Annotated in this window: 17 protein-coding genes and 1 tRNA gene; 9 read left to right on the top strand and 9 right to left on the bottom strand. The window is 65.8% G+C overall.

The window, feature by feature from the left end:
* Positions 1-111: 111 nt before the first annotated feature.
* Positions 112-684 (bottom strand): energy transducer TonB, encoded by a 573-nt coding sequence (locus tag AC5P9I_RS00205; RefSeq protein WP_088475937.1) that lies wholly within the window; start codon positions 682-684, stop codon positions 112-114.
* 119 nt (positions 685-803) lie between these two features.
* Complete coding sequence (locus AC5P9I_RS00200) at positions 804-1,442, bottom strand: energy transducer TonB (RefSeq protein ID WP_130767898.1); 639 nt, start codon at positions 1,440-1,442, stop codon at positions 804-806.
* Positions 1,443-1,555: 113 nt separating this feature from the next.
* On the opposite strand from AC5P9I_RS00200, the gene serS reads away from it, so the two are divergent.
* Positions 1,556-2,836 (top strand): serine--tRNA ligase, encoded by a 1,281-nt coding sequence (gene serS / locus AC5P9I_RS00195; RefSeq protein WP_049471400.1) that lies wholly within the window; start codon positions 1,556-1,558, stop codon positions 2,834-2,836.
* 141 nt (positions 2,837-2,977) lie between these two features.
* Here the strand turns inward: serS and AC5P9I_RS00190 are convergent, their stop codons facing one another.
* Both AC5P9I_RS00190 and AC5P9I_RS00185 read right to left on the bottom strand, forming a co-directional pair.
* The gene (locus AC5P9I_RS00190) at positions 2,978-3,328 is read right to left on the bottom strand and encodes an SH3 domain-containing protein (RefSeq protein WP_049471399.1); all 351 of its coding nucleotides are present in this window, start codon (positions 3,326-3,328) and stop codon (positions 2,978-2,980) included.
* A 222-nt stretch (positions 3,329-3,550) separates the two neighbouring features.
* Positions 3,551-4,138, bottom strand: coding sequence for an FMN-dependent NADH-azoreductase (locus tag AC5P9I_RS00185; RefSeq protein ID WP_049471397.1), 588 nt, complete (start codon positions 4,136-4,138; stop codon positions 3,551-3,553).
* Positions 4,139-4,265: 127 nt separating this feature from the next.
* Here AC5P9I_RS00185 and AC5P9I_RS00180 point away from each other — a divergent pair, with 127 nt between their 5' ends.
* Positions 4,266-5,258 carry a LysR family transcriptional regulator gene (locus AC5P9I_RS00180; protein ID WP_005410175.1) on the top strand — a complete coding sequence of 331 codons (993 nt, stop codon included), beginning with the start codon at positions 4,266-4,268 and terminating at the stop codon, positions 5,256-5,258.
* 55 nt (positions 5,259-5,313) lie between these two features.
* Here AC5P9I_RS00180 and AC5P9I_RS00175 read toward each other — a convergent pair whose 3' ends face one another.
* Positions 5,314-6,387, bottom strand: a complete 1,074-nt coding sequence (locus AC5P9I_RS00175) for a DUF4241 domain-containing protein (protein WP_049471395.1) — start codon at positions 6,385-6,387, stop codon at positions 5,314-5,316.
* A gap of 124 nt (positions 6,388-6,511) precedes the next feature.
* Here AC5P9I_RS00175 and AC5P9I_RS00170 point away from each other — a divergent pair.
* Together AC5P9I_RS00170 and AC5P9I_RS00165 are read left to right on the top strand one after the other, a co-directional pair.
* Positions 6,512-6,601 (top strand) — tRNA-Ser (locus tag AC5P9I_RS00170).
* 499 nt (positions 6,602-7,100) lie between these two features.
* A complete protein-coding gene (locus tag AC5P9I_RS00165) occupies positions 7,101-8,210 on the top strand; it encodes a hypothetical protein (RefSeq protein ID WP_231353177.1) in 1,110 nt (369 codons plus the stop codon).
* Between the two features lie 150 nt (positions 8,211-8,360).
* Here the strand turns inward: AC5P9I_RS00165 and AC5P9I_RS00160 are convergent, their stop codons facing one another.
* Together AC5P9I_RS00160 and acuI are read right to left on the bottom strand one after the other, a co-directional pair.
* On the bottom strand, positions 8,361-11,114 hold the full coding sequence (locus tag AC5P9I_RS00160) for a UvrD-helicase domain-containing protein (RefSeq protein ID WP_049471391.1): 2,754 nt from the start codon (positions 11,112-11,114) through the stop codon (positions 8,361-8,363).
* A 150-nt stretch (positions 11,115-11,264) separates the two neighbouring features.
* Positions 11,265-12,254 (bottom strand): acrylyl-CoA reductase (NADPH), encoded by a 990-nt coding sequence (gene acuI, locus AC5P9I_RS00155; protein WP_049471389.1) that lies wholly within the window; start codon positions 12,252-12,254, stop codon positions 11,265-11,267.
* 101 nt (positions 12,255-12,355) lie between these two features.
* On the opposite strand from acuI, the gene AC5P9I_RS00150 reads away from it, so the two are divergent.
* The 4 genes from AC5P9I_RS00150 (at position 12,356) to AC5P9I_RS00135 (ending at position 15,893) form a co-directional block, all read left to right on the top strand.
* Positions 12,356-12,703 (top strand): winged helix-turn-helix transcriptional regulator, encoded by a 348-nt coding sequence (locus AC5P9I_RS00150; RefSeq protein ID WP_049471387.1) that lies wholly within the window; start codon positions 12,356-12,358, stop codon positions 12,701-12,703.
* A 488-nt stretch (positions 12,704-13,191) separates the two neighbouring features.
* Positions 13,192-13,599 carry a hypothetical protein gene (locus AC5P9I_RS00145; protein ID WP_130767900.1) on the top strand — a complete coding sequence of 136 codons (408 nt, stop codon included), beginning with the start codon at positions 13,192-13,194 and terminating at the stop codon, positions 13,597-13,599.
* A 76-nt stretch (positions 13,600-13,675) separates the two neighbouring features.
* A complete protein-coding gene (locus tag AC5P9I_RS00140; protein ID WP_049471385.1) occupies positions 13,676-14,539 on the top strand; it encodes a Smlt3025 familytype IV secretion system inhibitor in 864 nt (287 codons plus the stop codon).
* A 31-nt stretch (positions 14,540-14,570) separates the two neighbouring features.
* Positions 14,571-15,893 (top strand): Smlt3024 family type IV secretion system effector, encoded by a 1,323-nt coding sequence (locus AC5P9I_RS00135; RefSeq protein WP_088475940.1) that lies wholly within the window; start codon positions 14,571-14,573, stop codon positions 15,891-15,893.
* Positions 15,894-15,943: 50 nt separating this feature from the next.
* On the opposite strand, the gene AC5P9I_RS00130 is transcribed toward AC5P9I_RS00135, so the two are convergent.
* Positions 15,944-18,085 carry a TonB-dependent siderophore receptor gene (locus AC5P9I_RS00130; protein ID WP_130767901.1) on the bottom strand — a complete coding sequence of 714 codons (2,142 nt, stop codon included), beginning with the start codon at positions 18,083-18,085 and terminating at the stop codon, positions 15,944-15,946.
* A 73-nt stretch (positions 18,086-18,158) separates the two neighbouring features.
* Positions 18,159-18,803: a TetR/AcrR family transcriptional regulator gene (locus AC5P9I_RS00125; RefSeq protein ID WP_049471380.1), complete on the bottom strand. Its 645-nt coding sequence runs from the start codon at positions 18,801-18,803 to the stop codon at positions 18,159-18,161.
* 81 nt (positions 18,804-18,884) lie between these two features.
* Between AC5P9I_RS00125 and AC5P9I_RS00120 the strand changes: the two genes are divergently transcribed.
* The gene (locus AC5P9I_RS00120; RefSeq protein ID WP_088475941.1) at positions 18,885-20,408 is read left to right on the top strand and encodes an FAD-dependent monooxygenase; all 1,524 of its coding nucleotides are present in this window, start codon (positions 18,885-18,887) and stop codon (positions 20,406-20,408) included.
* Positions 20,409-20,411 lie beyond the last annotated feature (3 nt).

Genomic DNA, 20,411 nt, shown 5'->3' with positions numbered 1-20,411 from the left:
CCCGGCGGATCGCATTGCCCGGTAGGTGCCAACCTGGGTTGGCACGCCTCTCCAGATAAAAGGACGGAGGCCGAAGCCTCCGTCTAAACATCACGAACCCCTCGTCCGCGATCAACGCTGCTCGGTACGGAAATCCACCGGGACCCGCACCACACTGGCCACTGCACGGCCCTCATGCATCGCCGGCTGGAACTTCCAGTTCTGCACGGCGCTCAACACCGCGCGATCCAGGTCACGGCTGCGCTCGCCGGTGCGCGAAACGATCGCTGCACGGGTGACCTGGCCGCGGGTATCGACATTCAGGCTGGCGATCACGCTGCCCTGGACGCCATTGCGCAGTGCGGCGGCGGGGTAGGTCGGCTTGATGTTGCCCGCCAGCGGACGTGCCTCGCGATTGCGCACGGCAGGAGCGGGCTGGCGCGGGTCGCTGGCCGGCGCGGCCTGGCGGGCGGCGGGCACCTGCGTGTCGGCCACCGGCGCCTGTTCGGGCGCGGGCAGCATGCGCTCGCCGACCGGTGCAGGTGCTACGTCTTCCGGGTTCGCGTGACGCAGCCAGAGCAGGGCGGCGGCAAACATCGCCACGATCAGCGCGATCCACATCCAGGGCGACGTGGTCCTCTGCTGCGGGCCGGATTCCTGCTGCAGCTGCGGCGAGTGAAGGTCTTCGTGGGTGGTGGCGGTCATCGCAAACTCCTTCCGTCAATGGACGACGGACAGAGTGTTGCGCGGGGCGGCGGCGACAAGTGTCAGCGTTGCGTCAACGTCACTGGCAGGGTTCAGTTTGCCTGCCGGGAAACGTTCAGTTACTGGGTCTTGAAGTCGAACGGCACTTCAATGCTGCCCGGTACGGGCTGGCCGTTGCTCTGCGCCGGGGTGAAGCGCCAGCGCCGCACGGCATCGGTCGCGGCGCGGTCGAGCTCGCGTGAGCCGCTGCGCTGGATCACGGTGGCATTGTTCGGATAGCCGGTGGCATCCACGTCCACGCGTACCACCACGCTGCCCGTCTCGCCCGCGCGCAGGGCGGCTGCCGGGTAGGTCGGCGGCGGCGACTGGCCGGCAATCGGCATCGGCTGGCTGTTGCCGGTGGTGGCTGGCGCAGGGGTCGGCGCGGCCGGGGCCGGTTCAGCGATGGGCGCCGGCGGCGGCGGGGCGGTTTCGACCAGCTTCGGGGCGTCTTCCTCCACCGGGGCCGGCTTGGCATCAGGCATGTCGCTGGAACCGGCAGCCGCCGCCAGCGGTTCGGGCAGCGGCTCGACCTGCGCGGTCTCCTGCGGGGTCTGCGTGGCCGGGTCGGCGCGGAAGAACTCCTTGTCGCGACCGGTCAACCACACCAGTACGAACAGCAGCACGCCCACGCCGAAGGCGATGCCGGCGATCTTCAGGGCGTTGCGCGGGATATGCACAGTGAACGACTTGGAGGACGACGAGCGGGGTGCAGACATGGACCGGACCAGTACGGAATGGCTCGATTCTGCCACGGCGGGAATGAACCGGGCGGCAGAAATCCGTATAACAGGCGATAATCCCGTTCCTGACACCCACCACGACACCTGCCATGCTTGATCCAGCCCTGCTCCGCCACCAGCCCGCCGACCTCGCTGAACGCCTGCGCACCAGCCGCGGCTTCGAGCTCGACGTGTCTGCCCTGGAGGCCTTGGAGGCGGATCGCAAGCGCATCCAGGTGCGGACCCAGGAACTGCAGAGCCTGCGCAACAGCCGCTCCAAGGCCATCGGCCAGGCCAAGGCCAAGGGCGAGGACGTCTCGGCGATCATGGCCGAGGTCGCTGCCTTCGCCGACGAGTTGAAGGCCTCGGAAGTGGCGCTGGACGAACTGCGCGAGAAGATCGAAGCGATCTCGATGGGTATTCCGAACCTGCCGGCCGATGACGTGCCGGCCGGTGCCGACGAGAACGACAACGTCGAGCAGGCGCGCTGGGGTACCCCGCGCCAGTTCGATTTCAAGGTGCTCGACCACGTCGAACTGGGCGCCCGCAACGGCTGGCTGGACGGCGAGACCGCGGCCAAGCTGTCCGGTTCGCGCTTCACCGTCCTGCGCGGCCCGATCGCGCGCCTGCACCGCGCCCTGGCCCAGTTCATGGTCGACCTGCACACCGGCGAGCACGGCTACGAGGAAACCAACGTGCCGCTGCTGGTCAACGCCGATTCGCTGCGCGGCACCAGCCAGCTGCCGAAATTCGAGGACGACCTGTTCAAGACCGCCGTGGGTGACTCCACGCGGTACCTGATCCCGACCTCGGAAGTGCCGCTGACCAACATCGTGCGCGACGAGATCGTGGACGCCGAGCGCCTGCCGCTGCGCATGACCGCGCACTCGATGTGCTTCCGTGCCGAGGCCGGCAGCGGTGGCCGCGACGTGCGCGGCATGATCCGCCAGCACCAGTTCGAGAAGGTCGAGCTGGTCTCGATCAGCCGCCCGGAAGACAGCGACGCCGAACACCAGCGCATGACCCGCTGCGCCGAGGTGGTGCTGGAAAAGCTGGGCCTGCCGTACCGCAAGGTGCTGCTGTGCACCGGTGACATGGGCTTCTCGGCAGTGAAGACCTACGACCTGGAAGTCTGGCTGCCGTCGCAGGAAACCTACCGCGAGATTTCCTCGTGCTCGAACTGTGGCGATTTCCAGGCCCGCCGCATGCAGGCGCGCTGGCGCAACCCGGCCACCGGCAAGCCGGAGCTGGTGCACACGCTGAACGGCTCGGGCGTGGCCGTTGGCCGCGCGATGATCGCAGTGATGGAGAACTACCAGAACGCCGACGGCAGCATCACCGTGCCGGAGGCCCTGCGCCCGTACATGGGCGGCCTGGAAACCATCGCCTGATTCCCTGACCGGGTAGGTGCCATGCTTGCATGGCACCGCATCCACGCATGGCGTGTATCTACTGGAGGATGTTGCACGCGCCCGGCATGAATTCGCCGATGCCACAGTAGATCCACGCCATGCGTGGATGAACCACCGTGATCACTCCACAGCGCGCAGCTTCTCCAGCGGCACCCATCCCGGTTCGCCGGTCTCCGGCACGCACCATGCCCAGCCATTGAGCGTGCGCATCCCGCGCAGCGTCTGCCCGGGGTCCACATCCAGTTCGCGCGCGCAGTAATCCTGCGTGGCAAACGCGCCACCCTGCGCATCGCGGCCGATCACCGGCGCCGGCACGAATCCGGGCTGCTGCCCCTCGGCCTCGCACAGGAACCAGTCGTCCCAGCCCTCCGGGCCTTCATAGCGTTCGCCCACTACCAGTGCCTGGCCGCGGCGAAGGGTGATCGGGTGCGGAAATTCGCTGCGGTGCGCAGCCGTCACGATGTAATCCATCGCCCCAGCCTACCGTTCTGGTGAGCGCCGCGCATGGCACGGATTCCACGCACGCGTGCAGCAGATCCACGCCATGCGTGGATGGCGCAGACCCCAGGCCGGACGCCACAAAAAAACGGCCCCGCAGAGCGGGGCCGCCAGGGTGGGCCGGGAGGGGGAGGGGATCCCGGCCCGCGTTCAGCGCCCAGACGAGGAGAGAGGGGCGCCGTACGTTGGAACGCGTTACGCAGCGACGGCTTCGGCCGCTTCGTGCGACGGCAGTGCTGCCAGCGCACCGGCGATGGCGTCCTCACGGTGCTGCGGCGAGTAGGCGATGCCCTCGGCGCGCACGAACTCGACCTCGTTGATGCCCATGAAGGCGAACACCTGGCGCAGGAACGGCTCCTGGAAGTCGGCCGGCGAGTCGGTGTAGATGCCGCCGCGGCTGCTGGCGATGATCACCCGCTTGCCACCGGCCAGGCCCACCGGGCCGTTCTCGGTGTACTTGAAGGTACGGCCGGCCACGGCCACGCGGTCGATCCAGGCCTTCAGCGTGGACGGGATGCTGAAGTTGTACATCGGCGCGCCGATCACCACGATGTCGGCCTCCAAGAACTGCTGCATCACCTGTTCAGCATCGGTCGCTTCAGCGGCGTCGGTCTTGGCCAGCGAGCTGCTGCGCAGGTGCGGTACCGGATTGGCGTCAAGATCGCGATAATCGACCTGCAGGCCATCGATCTGGCCGGTGAAACGGGCGACCACGGCGGCCGACAGCTGGCGCGAGACGGAGTTGTCGCCAAGCACGCTGGCGTCGAGATGCAGAAGCTTCATGGCAGTCACCTATGTTCTGGGAGGAAGGGGCGGGGGTGCCCCGCCGACGGAGAGAACGATAGGTTGTTGCAAAGGCGGAATAAAGGTGGTTGAATGCCACGTATTGTTCTAGATATGGAACTCGGGCATGCATGACCTGAATGATCTGTACTACTTCGCGATGGTGGTCGACCACGGCGGATTCGCCGCTGCCGAGCGCGCGCTGGGTATTCCCAAGTCGCGACTGAGCCGCCGCATCAGCCAGCTGGAAACCGACCTGGGCGTGCGCCTGCTGCAGCGCTCCACGCGCCGTTTCGCGGTCACCGACGTCGGCACCAGCGTGCACCGGCATGCGCAGACGATGCTGGCCGAGGCCCAGGCCGCCCGCGAAGTGGTGGACCGCCTCAGTGCGGAACCGCGCGGCGTGGTGCGCGCCAGCGTGCCGGTGTCACTGGCGCAGATGCAGCTGCCCAAGCTGCTGCCCAAGTTCCTGGAGCAGTACCCGAAGGTGCGGCTGCAGCTGAACATCAGCAACCGCCGCGTGGACATCATCAATGAAGGCTACGACGTGGCCCTGCGCGTGCGTTCGCGCCTGGACGATGACGGTAGCCTGGTGATGCGCAGCTTCGGCCAGGTGCAGGAATTGCTGGTGGCCAGCCCGAAGTACCTGGACCGCGCCGGTCGCCCCAAGGACCCGGAAGAGCTGACCCAACACGTCACCCTCAGTATCAGCGAAGACGAAGCCCGCCAGCGCTGGGAGCTGCATGGCCCGGAAGGCGAAGTGCGCCGGGTCGACCTGCAGCCGCGCGTGGCCGGCTTCGACTTCCCGCTGCTGCAGAGCATGGTGAAGGACGGTTTCGGCATCACCATGCTGCCGGAAACCGTGTGCGCCGACGCCGTGCGCAACGGCGAACTGGAAGTGGTGCTGCCGGACTGGTCGCTGCCGCAGGGCGTGTGCCACGCCGTGTTCGCCTCGCGCCGCGGCCTGCTGCCGGCGGTGCGCGTGTTCATCGACTTCCTGGCCGAGCATCTGCCGCCGCAGCTGGAGGCCTCGCGCCTGGATTGCGGTGGCGCCTGTGAAAAGGCCAAGGAGCGGATCAAGGCCAGTGCACTGGGTGCGCTGGCGGTGGATGCCGGCTGAGAAAGCAGGAAGGTAGCGCCGGGCCATGCCCGGCGTTGCTGTATTCCGGCGCCGATCAGTTCCGGCCGAACAGCCGGTCCCAGAAGCTGCGGCGTTGCGCTGCGGCCGGTGGCGGTTCGGCCGCAACGACGGGCGCTTCCAGCACGGCCATCAGCTCCGCGCTGCGTGGCTTCTTCAGGAATCGCGCATAGTCCAGATAGCTGGTCACCTTGCTCATGTGCAGGCGCTCGGGCATCGCCGGCAATGCGCCGCCCTGTAGCAGCACCCGCAATGCCTGCGGGCGGTCCAGGCGGATCGCCTCGTACAGGGCGGTGCCGCCGCAGCCCGGTTCGATCTGGTTGGCGCGCTGCGGCGCATCCTTCAGCAGGTCCTGCAATGCCTCCGTGTCGTCTCGTTCGACGGCGGCCACCAGTCGTGCCAGCGCCTCGGCTTCTGCAGCGGGCAGGTTGTCGCGATAGGCCTGGTCGGCAATCTCGCGCTCGTCGCGCCCATCGCCACCCTCGATGCACAGGAAATCGGTGACCAGGGCGACCGGAATGCCGGACGTATCCAGCGCCCAGTAGCTGGGATAGACGCCGTCGCCCCAGCCGCTGGTGAAGACCACCAGGCCGTGCGGCGAGTCCTCCCCCCAGGGGCGGTACTCGGCGCCTTCGTCCAGGCCATCGTGGTCGATCAGTGCATCCGACCATTCACTCTCTTCGTCGCCATCGGCCTGTTCGATCAGGGCCAGCAGCGCCTGCTGGGTGTCGGTATCCATGAAACAACCGATGCCGGCGTCGACCGGGTAGCCGATGAAGCTGTCCTCATCCAGGCCGGTCAGGTCCTGCGTGGTCCAGCGCGCCATCTGCCAGTGCAGGGCAGACGCAGTGAGGGCTTCGCGGGGCGTGAACCAGACCACGGCCAACGCCGGGCGGCCGCTGTGCACGATGATTTCGACCGGGTGCCGGCCCAGCGGGGCGGTGTAGTCGGCCAGCGCAGGCGCCTCGGCCTGGACCAGCGGATCGCAGACCACCAGCTGCCCGCTGCTGACCGGCAGGTGCCCGGCGAAGGTGCGGTGCAGGGCCAAAGCGGCCAGCTGGGTATCGTCCAGCAGGCAGGTGCGCAGGTTGGCCAGATCGAGATGGGCCATGGCGGCTCCGGGTGCGGTGAAGGCCCCCACCGTGCCGGATGCGAAGGGCAGGGGCAAGGTGGTCTTGGGCAAACGCCCTTCACGTGCGAGAATACGCCGCTGCCCGGGCGACCGGGACCCGATTGGAGAGATGGCCGAGCGGTTTAAGGCACCGGTCTTGAAAACCGGCGAAGGGTTAAACCTTCCGTGGGTTCGAATCCCACTCTCTCCGCCAATTTCAAAAAGCTCCTGGGGATAGGAGCTTTTTTCGTTTCTGCGCAATCTGCTGCCGAACCCAGCCTTGCAGCTCGGATTGCATTCACAGTGCCCGCGACCGATGCAAATGGAGCGTGGAAAGCGGCTGGCCCTGATCTTGCCGTGTTGGGTGCACAAGCGGGCGCCGCGCGTTTCAATCGCTCGTAGATCGAAGAAATTTCTCTGGCTGGCGCGTTCGAATGACCCGTTCGCCTGGCCGAAGAACGAGGGCTGCCGGCTGTCTCCCGGAATGTCGGCCGCGCTTGCGACGCTTGGGTCTGCATGCGGTGGTTCGAGCTGGGCGATCCGACTGACTACAACCAATGGCACGGGCACTGCCTGTTGGCGTTTCGTAGCGTGAAAGCGCTTTCGCCATTGGATCTAATGAATGAATGCATGGGTGCTGCGCACTGTTCTTCTTTGTTTTTCCACTGCAAGCCATTGCTGGCAGTGGTACTGAAAAGCCCGATCCGTCACGAGTGATAATATTGGGCGTCGACCATGCAGCTCAATTGGTTTCATCCAATGACAGTCCGGCAATGCTGGCGGCCTTCTTGGATCGTGCGCAACCCGACGCGATCTGTATCGAGCGGTCTCCGGAGGCCTTTGCTCGGAACGACTACTACGAATTCACCTATGAAGTTCAGGATGTGATCGTGCCCTTCGCCCGCGCCAGGGGCGTGGATCTGTGCCCAATAGACTGGGCGCCTCCGTCAGAAGACGCCAAGCTTGGCTTTGGCACCGATCTGGAAGCAATTCCGCAGGTGCGCCCTGATCAGGGTTTTCAGGGCTTCCTGTCATTCCCACGCCCGGCACAGCTGAACAGAGATATTTTCCACGCGGATACCGAGGTGAACCTTGCCAAGGTTACCCAGTGGGCTGTGACCCCCTCAAAGCGAGCAAAAGATGACCTGCCACGTCGCTTATACCTCTATCGAACCTACTTGCAGGCGAAGAGAGTGGCCGCAGCTGCGAAGGCGCGGCCTGGTGGCACCATCGTTGTAGTTGTCGGCGAGTTCCACAAGCGTGATATGGAAGCCGTTCTTTCTGATGACGACAGCATTCTTCTGGTACAGCCCACTGCCATCGGTAGACCGAGCGATGCCCAACGGGCTGCGGCGAATCGCGATGCGTACCTGTATGCAATCGCCAGCTTCAATCTACTGGGCGTTCAGGCCGGCACCGGGAATATCAACTACGCGTTTGTTGATGAAGCGGTAGCAGCGCTGGCGCAGAGCACGCCAAGCGCCGAGGTTGATCTGTATCGCACCAGGTTGGATCTGCTCCGTAAACGCATAACCTCAGAGCAAGCCGTCGAGCGATACAGAACGATCGCAACGGCTGCTGGAGATGCGCGTTTCAGCTGGACAGGCGTGAGTGACAACCAGCGTGTCGATTCCTATTTCGACCCCTTCGGTAATCTGAGTGTGAGGCAAAGAGCACTTCTTGAAGCTGCTCGAGAGCTTGGCGGTAGCACGCGCATGGTTGAGGCCGAGGCGATCGCTGGCACGATTGCCAACGAGCTTGACCCAGCTAAGTCGCGCCAATTCCAAGCGTACTTTGAGCGTTACATCAGATCTGGACGCTAGAAGCGCGGATGCTCGAGGACGACAGCTGGAGGCGTCTTCCAAGACACCACAACTGCCAGAACGACTGAACGCATCGCGGTCTCCGTATGCTGACCAACGCCCCGATCCACTCAGGGCGTGAATTACTGGGCGGCGAGGAAACCCGCGGCCTCACCCACGCCGCCCACCCTTCGGCTTGTTGTGGCACAACGGGTAACTCGAGCACGACCGGAAGGCCCCGTGCGGCCCATTGCGGTCCACGAACACGCCCACCTTGCACACCGGGCAGCGCTCTTCGTGGATGGCCGCGCCTGAGATCGCGGTCACTTCCACTGCCCCGTCCTTCACCAGCTCATCCAGGAACGGCGAGTGCCTGCCCTGCAGGGTGAACATCGCGACCGACCGTCGCGCCCGCGTCAGCGCGACATAGAACAGGCGTCGTTCTTCGCTCAGCGGATAGGTATCCCCGTCCGGCATCGCCAGCGAAAGCACCGGGTCATCCGCGCGCAGGCTCGGGAAGCTGCGGTTGATCATGCCCGGCAGGATCACGTAGTCCGCCTCGCGCCCCTTCGATCGATGGACAGTCAGGAACTCGACGTCCATCGTGCTGCCGAAGGCGGTCTTCCAATCCAAAGGCATCGCGCTGCGGTCCGCGCGATACCGCCCCAGAACGAATACAGTCACGCGCCCGTTGCGGCCCTGCGGCACTGCACCTGACAGCAGTTGCTGGTGCAGCGTCGCAAGGTATTGGCGAACACCATCCTGCACCTCCTCACGCCGGTTCATCTGGAACGCCTGCAGCACCGGACCCATTGCCGGCGCAGCAGAACGGACCTTCTTGCCGATCTGCGCGGGGTTGCGGCTGATGAAACGGCTGGAAACATCACACAGTGCCTGCGGGCAGCGGAACGTCTGCTCGAGTTTCAGCACCTGGCCATGCCCCATCCATTCGCGGAATCCGGTCATCACCGAAACGTCGGCACCAGCGAAGCGATTGATCGACTGCCAGTCATCGCCCACCGCAAACAGATGGCGGCCCGGTTGGCTGACCAGCGCACGGCAGAGGCGCGCACGGGCGCGCGAGGCATCCTGGAATTCGTCGGCCATCACCAGATCGTAGGGTGATTCATAGTGGCCCTGTTCCAGCAGCCCGGCGGCCATGTTGAGCATGTCTTCGAAATCGATGCTGCGCTCGTCAGCCAGTGCATCGTCCCAAGCCTGGAAAACCGGACCGGCGATCTCCAGGAAACGCCGGTAGCGTTCCTTGAACTGATCCTCAGGCATCTGCCGCAGGCGTGCGGCCATGTCATCCAGCGTCAGGCGGTTGCTCTTGGCATGCGCAATGAAGGTGCGCATCAGGCCAATCAGGTCTGCATCCGGCATCGGCTTGGTGCCCTGGTCAGGCAGCTCGCGGTCCGGGTTCGGGTCGAGTTCGACACCAGACGCACCCAGCCGCTCGGCAAGATGCTGCAGCGCATGTCCACTGCGCAGGCCAAACGAGGTCGTCTCGACGAGGGCAGTGCCGCGCGTCATATGCTGCTGGCGCTTCCAGTGCGTCCCTTCGCTGTAATCGGCAAAGTGCGGCGGCGGCTGGCCATGGGCATCCAGCGCGAAGTGCTCGTGATACAGCCGGGCGTCCGGGTAGTAGAAGTCAGGACGATACTGGCGGTGGGTGTCTGTCGCGGTATCGAACTCGTAGCGCCGCTCGTAGTCATACGCCACGCCGTTGTAGAACAGCCAGTCGGCGATGACGCACTCTTCCAGGCTCTTCACCCGCTCGCCCTGCAGGGTACGCATGTAGGGCGCACCATCGCGGTCGTAGCCATCGGCCATCATGTCGGCACCCAAGGGCGGCAGATCGCGTCCGAACACCAGGCGGAACATGTCCCACTGGGTGCGGAAGTGGGTCGAGCGGTCCTTCAGGTCGTCCACCAGTTCGGCCAGCTTGTTGAAGCCCAGCGTCGCGTCGATCGCCCATTCCGGGATATCAGGCTTGCGTCCCGTGGCTTTGGCGATGATGGCCAGGCCGAGGGCGTGGAAGGTCCGCGCCTCGACCACGATGTCATCCATGCCGAGCCGATCGAAGCATCGTCGCGCGCGCTCCTCCAGTTCGTTCGCGGCGTCCTTGTTGAAAGCGAGCATCACGATCCGTCCGGGCTCCACGAAGCCGCGATCGATGGCATAGGCAGCCTTGGCGACCATCGTAGAGGTCTTGCCAGAGCCGGCTGCGGCCACGACCTGCACCCGGTTGTCGAAGCAGATGACGGCGCGGGCCTGTTCCTCGGTCAGTGGCCTGCTCTCGACCCGGTCCAGGAAGGGCTTGGCCAGCCCCAGTTCGCGGGTCGCCATTGCCTCATTGGCGTCCGCCCACAGGGCGGGCCAATCCAGCTGCCAGTCGTGCAGCGCGTCCAGCGCCATGCGGTGGCCGGGCGCGTGCAGGTCGTCATGCACCTCCTCGTCGAGGAACAGCTGCTCCAGCTCGGCGGGCGGCAGGGGCAGGGCGGGGCGGTCGGCCAGCAACGCCTGCTGCTGTTCGTGGGTGATCCAGCGGCGTCCGGTGGTGCCTCGGTCGGTAAGCGCGTCTGCCTCGGCCAGCCACCCCTGGATCTGCGCCAGAACGCGCTCAAACAGTGCCTTGCGCCCCCGCCTGGAGCGCGCGAAAAGCACATGCTGCACGGCAGCCGCAAGCCGGGAGCCCTGGCTGTTGGGCAGCCCATCCACGGACAGTGCTTCACCGCGCTCGGTCGTCAGTTCGACCCGGGACCAGAGCACGCCGCGAACGACCCGCACGCTGTGTTCGTTCGCCACATGCAGGCGGTATTGCCTGCCGTCGATCAAAAGCGCGAGCTGTTCGCCATCCAGCCGCAACTGCCAGTCCGGCGAGCGGGTCACACGCTGGCCCCAGCCCGAGGGGCGCCATTCCATAGACATCCAGATACTGCCTTGCGTACGTCACCGGGCGTAAAGTGCCCTTGCCGCCCCATGATAAGGCGGCTTGGCATGGCGCGCTGGGTCTCCGGTCACTCGCGCACGCGCGCCAGCGAAGGCGTTGCACCCTCGCCGGCGCGGCAGGCGTCAGGCGTTCACATCCACGACAACGCGGCCGCGCACCTTGCCGGGGATGATCTGCTCATAGACATCCAGCACCTCGGCGAGGCCGATCTGCTGCACGGTGCTTTCCAGCTTCTGCGGGTCCAGGTCGGTCGCGAGCCGATCCCAGGCGCGCTGGCGAACCTCTTGTGGGGCATTCACCGAATCCACGCCCGCGAGGGTCACATTGCGCAGGATGAAGGGCAGCACCGAGCCGTGCAGTGCATCGCTCTGGGCCAGGCCACAGGCGGCCACGGCACCGCGGTACTTCGTTTCGGCGATGGCATTGACCAGCGTTGGGCCGCCGGCCACATCCACCACGCCGGCCCATCGCTCGGCACTCACCGGCCGCTCGCGCGGCTCCGAAAGCTGCGCACGATCGATGATCTCGGCCGCACCCAGGTTGTGCAGATACTCGGCGTGCTCCGGTCGCCCGGTGGCGGCCACCACGCGGTAACCCAGCTTCGAGAGGATCGCCACCGCGATCGAGCCGACGCCACCGTTGGCACCGGTGACCAGCACATCGCCCTGTTCGGGCGTCACCCCGGCATGTTCCAGGGCCAGCACGCACAGCATCGCGGTGTAGCCAGCGGTGCCGATGGCCATTGCATCGCGGGTGCTCAGGTTGTCGGGAATCCGGTTGAGCCATTCGCCTCGCACCCGGGCGCGCTGGGCCAGGCCGCCGTGGTGGCCCATGCTCAGGTCCCAGCCATTGAGCACGACGCGGTCGCCTGGCTTGAAGTCGGCCCTGCTGGATTCCAGCACCACGCCTGCCAGATCGATGCCGGGAATGAGCGGGAACGTCCGGATGACCGGACTCTTGCCGGTGAGGGCAAGCGCATCCTTGTAGTTGAGCGTGGAGTACTCGACCTGTACCAGGACGTCGCCGTCCATCAGGTCGGCCTCGTCGAAATCGACCAGATCGGTCGAGAGCTGGTTGTTCGTCTTGCGGGTCAGCAGTGCTTTGAACGTCATGGATGGCCTCACATTCATGGGATGGGGCCATGCTAGGCTCGCGCCTCTATCGCAACAAGAACGACGATTTTCCGTAGGTACTATGGTTTTCCGGAGTATGCATGCGTAGCAAACGATGGGACGGCAAGAGCGGTTGCGCGGTGGAAGTCACGCTGTCGGTGATCGGCGGCGTGTGGAAGCCGATCATTCTTTTTCACCTGATGACCGGCAAGCGGCGTTTCATGGAACTGACGCGGCGGGTGCCCAATGCCACCCAGTCCATGCTCACCAGCCAGCTGCGTGAACTGGAAGCCGATGGCGTGGTGATCCGCCACGTGTACCCGGAAGTGCCGCCGAAAGTGGAATACGAGCTGTCCGAGTTCGGCCGCACGCTGGCGCCGGTGCTGCTGGCGATGCGCGAGTGGGGCGAGACCTACCGCGGCTATCAGAGCACCCAAGGCGATAGCTGAAGGCTGCGCGGCGTTGCGCTTGCCGCATGTGGGTTTCGCGAATGCTCACAGCCGCCGGCAGGTCTTTGGCACCGGGAGCGCGCGTGTCGCTTACGGCTGGACAGGGTATCCGGAAAGTGCGCGTCGACCGGAGTCATCGGTTGGCGAAGAACGCCAGTCAATGGACAACTCGACATCCACTGACGCAACCAACGTAGCAACGTGATCGATCAGGATTTTCCTGCTTTCCACCGTCGGTTCAGGGCGGTAACCATGGCCGCGCCAAGGCACTCGCCGTGGCCGGGATTGGCGTCCTGAACGTACATGATGCGCGGCGTCACGGTTGCAGCCAGAGTTGCAACCGTGACAATGCATCGCCTGCCAGTTCATGGCGGACGGTGCGTGGGGATCTCTCGATCCGCCGGCTTCTTGCATCATGTCTCCGGCACGCCAACCCGCACCGTCCGCCACCTTGCATCTGCAGGTGGCCACATCGTGAGGTTGCCGTCATGCCCGAACGTCTTCCCGACCATCCCCGCCTGCATGCGCTGCTGGGCGCCGCCGTGCGCGATCTTCCCGCTGCGTTGGCCGAAACGCTGGAGGACGCGCTCCGCGAATCCGCCGAGTTCGTCACGCCATCGGCATTCTTTGCACACCTGGCAGGCCACGGCAGGAACCTGCGCGCTGATGGCGAGGCCTGGAGTGAAATGCACTTGAGCCCTGGCCGCGCCTTCGACATGGCCCTGGCGACCCGCAGCATTTCGGGCATCACGGCGTTGACTGCGGTGCTGCACGCTGCGCATATGGCGCGGGAGAGCGACGATCCCGCCTGCTGTCCCTCCGCAGCCGTGGTCGAGGGCCTGTTCAACGCCTGCCAGGTGCTGTCACTGCAGGTGGAGCGCTGCCTGGTTCCATGAAGGGCTGCGATGCGGTTCCTGTTCCGTTGACGCCCGGTTCCCTATAGTGGCGCTGGAACCCTGCAATGGAATGCCCATGCACGTGATGTCCCCCGGCCGTTGCCTGACGCTTGCACTTGCCGTCGCGGTGAGTGCCGGCGCGTGTGCGCGGCCGCCGTCCACCGAACACGAAAGGAATCCCGCCATGTCCGGCGCCCCACAGACCGGCCGCACGATCAACGGCCACACCTATACCGATGCGCCCGTGGACGTGAAGCTCGGGCCGAACACTTTCCGCATTCCGGCCAACTACCTGGACAGCCAGATCGCACCGTGGCCGGGCGAGGGCGTGACGCTGGTCATCGAGTGGCCGGACATGACGCCGACGGCACCGGGTGCCCGGGCCAATCCGCGTACGAATGATTTCCGGAAGGAGATTCCCATCCGGATCAACTACGTTGATCGCGTTCCCGTTGAAACACTGCTTTCAAGGCTGTCGTCAAATGAAGCCATCACGGAGGAGGGCTCTGTGGAAAGGGAGGATCCCAGGGACCGTCTCGATCAACGCGTTGCACAGCCGGAGACCTTGGGCCTGACGCCCTATGCAATCGATGAAGCGAAGATGGTGGTGTACGCGAAGAAGTATGAGGCGCGTTACGGAAAGCCGCCTGTGCGCAATCCCGCCTACGAAAGAGACTGGTACATCGCACGGCAGGGCGACGGCCGGATCAGCTCATTCATCAAATGTGACGGCGAGGAATTCCGACGCGACGGCGTGCGGCTGGAGGGGCGCGAGGTGATCAGTGAGCCAGGGGAAGTGGCCGCGGGCTGCGTTCATTACTTCGTGGACATCGACAACAAGCTATCCGTCAGCCTGGACTACAAGAGAGCGTTTCTGAAGGACTGGAAGCGCATGGAAGAGGCCGTCAGGGACGTCATCGCGCGCACCCGGTCCAAGTGATCGGTGATTCAAGGAAGAAGAGGGGCAGGGTATGAGTGGATTGACCGAACGCGATCTGAGCGTCCTTGGCAGCTATGCCAGAGACGGCAACCGCGAGCTTTACTGGAACTACCTGTCGCAACTGCCGGGAGCCGATGGATACGGGACACTGGCACTGGGTGTTGTACGCAATGACAGCCTGCCGGGACGCGTCGCGAACGCGTATGCACAAAGCTACGCAAAGACCCAGCAGGACGAGGGATCCCGGTTTTCAAATGCACAGTTGACGGAGCGGCGATGGGAGTCCTTTGGGCAGACCCTGCTCGAAAGAGATCTTGAGTTGCGGCAGCAGTGGATGAACGAGCGCCGTCCAGACCTGGCACTGAATCTCCCCGGCAAGGACGTGATGCTGGCTCACGACCGTGCATTTGAACGGCATGAACTCGATCCCAACTGCTGGACGCCGCGCGTGTTGCTGCAGGCAGCTGAGCAGAAGAGCGGCCCCGAGAAGCTGGAACAGATCTGGACCAACATGCTCAACAACGACTATGCCGGAGGCCCGCGCGTAGGCAACACCAGCGTCGATGCCATCAGCCAGATGGGATGGGCGAAGGGCGGCCAGTACCTGACCCGGTTGAGCGTGCTGGAAGCCACCCAGGCCCTGGAGGGCCGCTCAGCAGTCGATCCGAACGTCATTGGTGGCAGCAGCTACTACGCGATGTACTTCGAAGCGGACAGGAAGTGGGCCAGTGTCAGCGCGGGTGGTGGCCACATGTCGATGCGTGAGATCACCGATCCGGCCCGCATCGCCGAGCTCAACGACGCGCGCGAGGTTCGTCTGGAGCGCCAGGAAAAACGCACCCAGTTCCACCCGGACGACCCGTACCGGACCATCACCCGCAGCCCGCTGACCGCAGCCGTGGACGACGTGCCGGATCCCTCGCAGGCACCGACCCGCCTGGCCGACATTGGTCCGGGCCACCGCGACTACGCACTGATGCAGCAGGTGCGCGAAGGCGTGGCCGCGATCGATGCCCGCGCCGGGCGTACCCACGATGAGAACAGCGAGCGCTTGGTGGCGAGCGTGATGGCATTGGCCCGTCGCAACCAGCTTGAACGTGCCGACCATGTGCTGCTGAGCACGCAGACCGCCGAGCATCCGGCCGGCCGCAACGTGTTCGTGGTGCAGGGCGAGATGAGCGATCCCGCGCATCTGCGAGCGGTCATGCCTACGGACACGGCAGTGCAGACGCCGGTCGAACACTCGCTTCAGCAGATCGAGGCCGCCAGCCTGGAGCGACAGCAGGCGGCCATGCAGCGCCAGCAGGACAACGACGTCCACGCGCGTGACAACCCTGCGATGCGGATGGGCTGAGGTTACGCAGCAGAGCCGAGCGGGCGCGCCGGCTCTGCTGGAAGGCCTTCTCAGAAGCGGTAGGCCGCCTGCACGTACACCCGCCGCGGCTCGCCCGGGAAATGCCCGTTGCGTTCGATGAAGCCACTGGCTGCGTACACCTTGTCGAACAGGTTCTTGACGTTGGCCTGGAACTGCCACTGCTTCCACGTGGTCTTCCAGCTGATGTCGAACACCGTGTATGCCTTCACCGTCTGCCCATCCAGGCTGACACGCTCGCCCACATGGTCGGCGCCGAATCCGATGGCCGAGTTGATCGAAGGCAGGTCGTAGCGTGTCCACAGGCCGAGCTTGTTGCGTGGCGCATTCGCGAAGCGGTCGCCGGAGGCATTGGTGATGCCGTTCGGTCCGGCATCCTTCACCCGTGCGTCGTTGTAGGCGTAGGTCAGATTCACCACCCAGCGCTCGGTCACGTCGGCCAGCAGGTCCAGTTCCATGCCCGTGCTGCGTACCAGGCCCAGCGCGGCCAGCTGGTTCACGCCGTCCCGTACTTCACCGGTGGCCTGCACGATGTTGCTGCGGTCGATGCGGTAGGCCGCCATGTTCAGGGTCACACGTTCGGCCAGCAGCGATTTCATGCCGACTTCCCACTGCCTGCTGCGCTCGGCGTCGAACGGTCCGCCGGCCGCTGGGTTCTGGTTGGCGGCACTCTGCGGCACGAAGCCGCTGGCGACGTTGGCGTACAGGTTCACGCCGTCCCGGGCGGTAAAGGTGCTGCCCAGGCGCCAGCTGAGCGCGTTGCCATCCACGCTGCTGCCACCCATGCGGTCTTCATCCTTGAAACCATCCCAGCGCAGTCCGGCCAGCACGTGCCAGCGCGTGCCCAGGGCCAGCTCATCCTGCAGGTAGCCGCCGTAGCGCTTGCTGCGGGTGGCGGTGCTGCGCCATGGCAGGGCGGCCAGGTTGTAGTCGTGCCAGGTGCTCGCGCCATAGACCGGGTTGAACAGATCGATGCCGCGCACGGGGCCGGCACCGCGTGCCAGGTCGGCACTGTTGGCGGTCTGCGCGGTGAAGTCGGCGTCAAGCTGGTACACGTCGGCGCCGAACAGCACCTTGTGTTCGATACGGCCGGTGTTGATCCGCCATACGGCATTGCCGCTGGCGGCGAAGACCTCGTTGTCGCGAATCTGGTTGCGCAGCTGGCGCGTCATCCATTCGGCTACGCCGTCGCGGTCACGATCGATCAGGCCCATCGGTTCGTGGTACATCTGGTGCTCGTTGTTGCTGAACCAGCGCGCAGCAATGTCCACGTCCAGCGTATCGAGCGGTGCGAAGCGATACTGCGCCAGTGCGACCCTGGCGCGCATGTCGAGGAAATCACTGGCCTCGTTGTGGTTCCATCGCCGGTCGGTCAGGAAGGTGCCGGCATCGTTCACCGGCACACCGCGCAGCCGGTTGCCGCCCAGGTTCTGGGTGATGTCGGTGAACTGCAGCACCAGCTCGCCGGTCTGGCCAACGTCGAAGGCCAGTGATGCATCGCCGATCACGCTTTCGCTGTCGGCATTCCAGCGCACGCCCTGCTCGGTGTCGGCATACAGGCCGGCGCGATAGCGGATGCTGCCGCTGGCATTCAGCGGGCCGGTGCCTTCTATCGATCCTGCGCGGAAGTCCTTGTCGCCTGCCTGCAGTTCGATGCGGCGTTCGGCGGTGGCCCTGGGCTTGCGCGTCACGTAGTTGATGACACCGCCCGCATCACCACCGCCGTACAGCGCACCGGCCGGGCCCTTCAGCACTTCCACGCGTTCGATGTTGAACAGTTGCGGCACCGAGAAGCCTGCATAGGGATCACCGCGCAGGCTGTCGTAGAGCACGTTTTCCTGGCGGAACCCGCGCAGGGTGACGCCGGCATAGCTGAAGAAGCTGATCCCGCTGAAGCTGCGGTAGAGGTCGGTGACCTGGCGCGCAGCCTGGTCGTCGATCAGCTCACGCGGCACGACCTGGATCGACTGCGGTACCTGCTCCAGCGGAGTATCGGTGCGGGTGCCGACAGCGGCATCGTCGGCGCGGTACAGGGTCTGTGCGCGGCCGCGAACTTCCACTTTGTCCAGATCCTTCGGTGCATCAGCGGAGGCCTCGGAGGCCAGTGCAGGTGTAGCCAGGGAAAGGGGCAGCGCCAGGCAGAGGGCGTGCTTGAGCGGGGTTGGAAGCGGCATGAGGGGGTCGGGGCGGGCTGCAAATGAGAAAGATTAGCATTTGCAACGCTTCGGGGCCTATCCCCCGAATGCGCTATGGACGCAGGCCCGGGTCGGTATAGGGGGTGCCGGCCAAGGCCACCAGCACGCCGGTGCCACCGCGCACGATCAGCTGCAGCATCGCTTGGCGCGGATCCTCGCCCCTCTGCTGGCTGGCCAGTCCAATCTGATAGGCGGCCACCATCGACGCCAGCAGCATGGCTGCGCCCAACCGCGCCTCGGCGTCATCCGCCGGCCGCCCGACGGCGCTGGCCATCAACTGCGCGAGGTCGTCGGCCAGCTGTGCCTGCAGCCGTCGTGCGTGTGCCACCAAGGCCGGGCTGCCGGCCACCGTGGCCCAGAAGGTCGCTGCACCGGCATTGATCCGCAACAGGGGATGGCCGCTGTCGAGCAGCTCCCGCACCAGCGCCTGGAAGGCGGCCAGCGGGGCCATGCCGCGGCGCGCCGTCATGCCCTCGCGCAGCAACGCGCGCGCCTCCTCGTCGCGGTCGAATACCAGGTCCTCCTTGCTGGCGAAATAGTTGAAGACCGTCTTGCGCGAGACTCCGGCGGCCTCGGCGATCTCGGACATCGACACCGCCTCGAAGCCACGCCGGATGATCAGCGCGGTGGCGACATCGGAAATTGCCTGTCGGGTCTGTGCCTTGCGTTGCTCGCGACGGCCTTGGGGCGGGGTCATGGCGGTTGGCTTGTGTAAACGTACACCGAGTGTAACATTGTGCGCACCAGAGCGCCGGGCCGGCGCAGACCGGGGATCCTGATGCTGTACGACGTTGTCATTGCCGGGGCCGGCCCGGTCGGCTTGTTCCTGTCCTGCGAGCTGGCCCAGGCCGGCTGTTCGGTCCTGCTGCTGGAGCAGGCCGAGTCGCCCGATTCAGCCCTGAAGCGCCTGCCCTTTGGCCTGCGCGGCTTGAACGCGCCCACGCTGGAAGCGCTGGATCGGCGCGGCCTGCTGGACGCGGTCGCGGCCCGCCAGGTGCTGAAGCCGGACAAGGGCGTACCGCCGCCCGGCACCGCCCATTGGCTGGCGCAACCGCGGCCGCTGGGAGGCCACTTCGCCGGCATTCCTTTCGCCCTGGATGACGTGGACAGCGGGCGCTGGCGTGATCGCCTGCCGACTCCGGTACCCACGCAGATGGCGGTGGAGCTGCAGTCGCTGGAGGCGGTGCTGGCCGAGCGCGCAGTGTCACTGGGTGTGCAGATCGAACGTGGCTGTACGGTGCAGGCAGTGCACGCACGCGAATCACAGATGGAGGTGCAGACCGGTCGCGGGCTGATGCGGGGGCGATGGCTGGTTGGTTGCGATGGCGCGCGCAGCACGGTACGCAAGCACTGCGGCTTCGAGTTCGCAGGGACGGCGCCGGAGTTCACCGGGCACACGCTGCAGGTCGAACTGGCGGACCCGTCGGTGCTCGTCCCGGGGCGTCAGTTCACCGAACATGGCATGTGCAATTTCAACCCGCCGGGCATGCTGGCGCTGGCCGATTTCGACGGTGGCGCAGGCCACCGCCTGCCATTGGACCTGCACGCCGCCCAGGCGCTGGTGCGGCGGGTGTCCGGTCGCCAGGCAACGATCACCGCGGTGCATCTGGCCACCACATGGACCGATGCCGCGCGCCAGGCCACGGCCTATCGCAGCGGCCGCGTGCTGTTGGCCGGTGATGCGGCGCACATGCATTCGCCGTTGGGCGGGCAGGGGCTGAACCTCGGCATCGGCGATGCGATGAACCTGGGGTGGAAGCTGGCGGCCGTGCTGCGAGGCGACGTGGCGGAGGGGCTGTTGGACAGCTATCAGGCTGAGCGCCATCCGATCGGCGCCCGGGTGCTCGACTGGTCGCGTGCGCAGGTGGCGTTGATGCGGCCAGGCCCCGGGTCGCGCGCGCTGGCGGCGGTCATCGCCGACCTGGCCGCGACCGGCGACGGTGCCACCTATCTCGCCGAGCGGTTGTGGGGCGTGGCGCAGCCACCGGTGTTCGACGGCGGCCACCCGCAGGCTGGCCGAAGCGTGCCTGACCTCCATCTGGCCGATGGCCGCCGCATGGGAGAGCTGCTGCGTGCGGGGCAGGGCGTGCTGCTGGGGCTCGATACCGGCGATTGGCTCGGCCCGATCAGTGAGCGCTGGCAGCGGTCGGTCACCTGCGTGATGTCCACGGCGCGCAACACGCTGGGACTGGGCGCCGTGCTGGTCCGCCCCGACGGTGTCGTCGCCTGGGCCTGCGATGCCGGCGGCGATGCGTCGGGGCTGGCGTCCTCGCTGGAACGCTGGTTCGGTCCGCCGCGGTGAGCG

The sequence above is a fragment of the Stenotrophomonas sp. YJH_SMC_29 genome, from assembly GCF_059371235.1.
The sequence above is the reverse complement of the archived record's forward strand: the minus strand, read 5'-3'. Positions and strand labels throughout refer to the sequence as shown.

Bases quoted from the DNA above. Each gene is read 5' to 3' on its own strand.
- AC5P9I_RS00120 (WP_088475941.1), top strand. From the start codon at position 18,885: ATGCTGTACGACGTTGTCATTGCCGGGGCCGGCCCGGTCGGCTTGTTC.
- AC5P9I_RS00150 (WP_049471387.1), top strand. From the start codon at position 12,356: ATGCGTAGCAAACGATGGGACGGCAAGAGCGGTTGCGCGGTGGAAGTC.
- acuI (WP_049471389.1), bottom strand. From the start codon at position 12,254: ATGACGTTCAAAGCACTGCTGACCCGCAAGACGAACAACCAGCTCTCG.
- serS (WP_049471400.1), top strand. From the start codon at position 1,556: ATGCTTGATCCAGCCCTGCTCCGCCACCAGCCCGCCGACCTCGCTGAA.
- AC5P9I_RS00130 (WP_130767901.1), bottom strand. From the start codon at position 18,085: ATGCCGCTTCCAACCCCGCTCAAGCACGCCCTCTGCCTGGCGCTGCCC.
- AC5P9I_RS00145 (WP_130767900.1), top strand. From the start codon at position 13,192: ATGCCCGAACGTCTTCCCGACCATCCCCGCCTGCATGCGCTGCTGGGC.
- AC5P9I_RS00185 (WP_049471397.1), bottom strand. From the start codon at position 4,138: ATGAAGCTTCTGCATCTCGACGCCAGCGTGCTTGGCGACAACTCCGTC.
- AC5P9I_RS00135 (WP_088475940.1), top strand. From the start codon at position 14,571: ATGAGTGGATTGACCGAACGCGATCTGAGCGTCCTTGGCAGCTATGCC.
- AC5P9I_RS00175 (WP_049471395.1), bottom strand. From the start codon at position 6,387: ATGGCCCATCTCGATCTGGCCAACCTGCGCACCTGCCTGCTGGACGAT.
- AC5P9I_RS00205 (WP_088475937.1), bottom strand. From the start codon at position 684: ATGACCGCCACCACCCACGAAGACCTTCACTCGCCGCAGCTGCAGCAG.
- AC5P9I_RS00160 (WP_049471391.1), bottom strand. From the start codon at position 11,114: ATGGAATGGCGCCCCTCGGGCTGGGGCCAGCGTGTGACCCGCTCGCCG.
- AC5P9I_RS00180 (WP_005410175.1), top strand. From the start codon at position 4,266: ATGCATGACCTGAATGATCTGTACTACTTCGCGATGGTGGTCGACCAC.
- AC5P9I_RS00190 (WP_049471399.1), bottom strand. From the start codon at position 3,328: ATGGATTACATCGTGACGGCTGCGCACCGCAGCGAATTTCCGCACCCG.
- AC5P9I_RS00140 (WP_049471385.1), top strand. From the start codon at position 13,676: ATGCACGTGATGTCCCCCGGCCGTTGCCTGACGCTTGCACTTGCCGTC.
- AC5P9I_RS00200 (WP_130767898.1), bottom strand. From the start codon at position 1,442: ATGTCTGCACCCCGCTCGTCGTCCTCCAAGTCGTTCACTGTGCATATC.
- AC5P9I_RS00125 (WP_049471380.1), bottom strand. From the start codon at position 18,803: ATGACCCCGCCCCAAGGCCGTCGCGAGCAACGCAAGGCACAGACCCGA.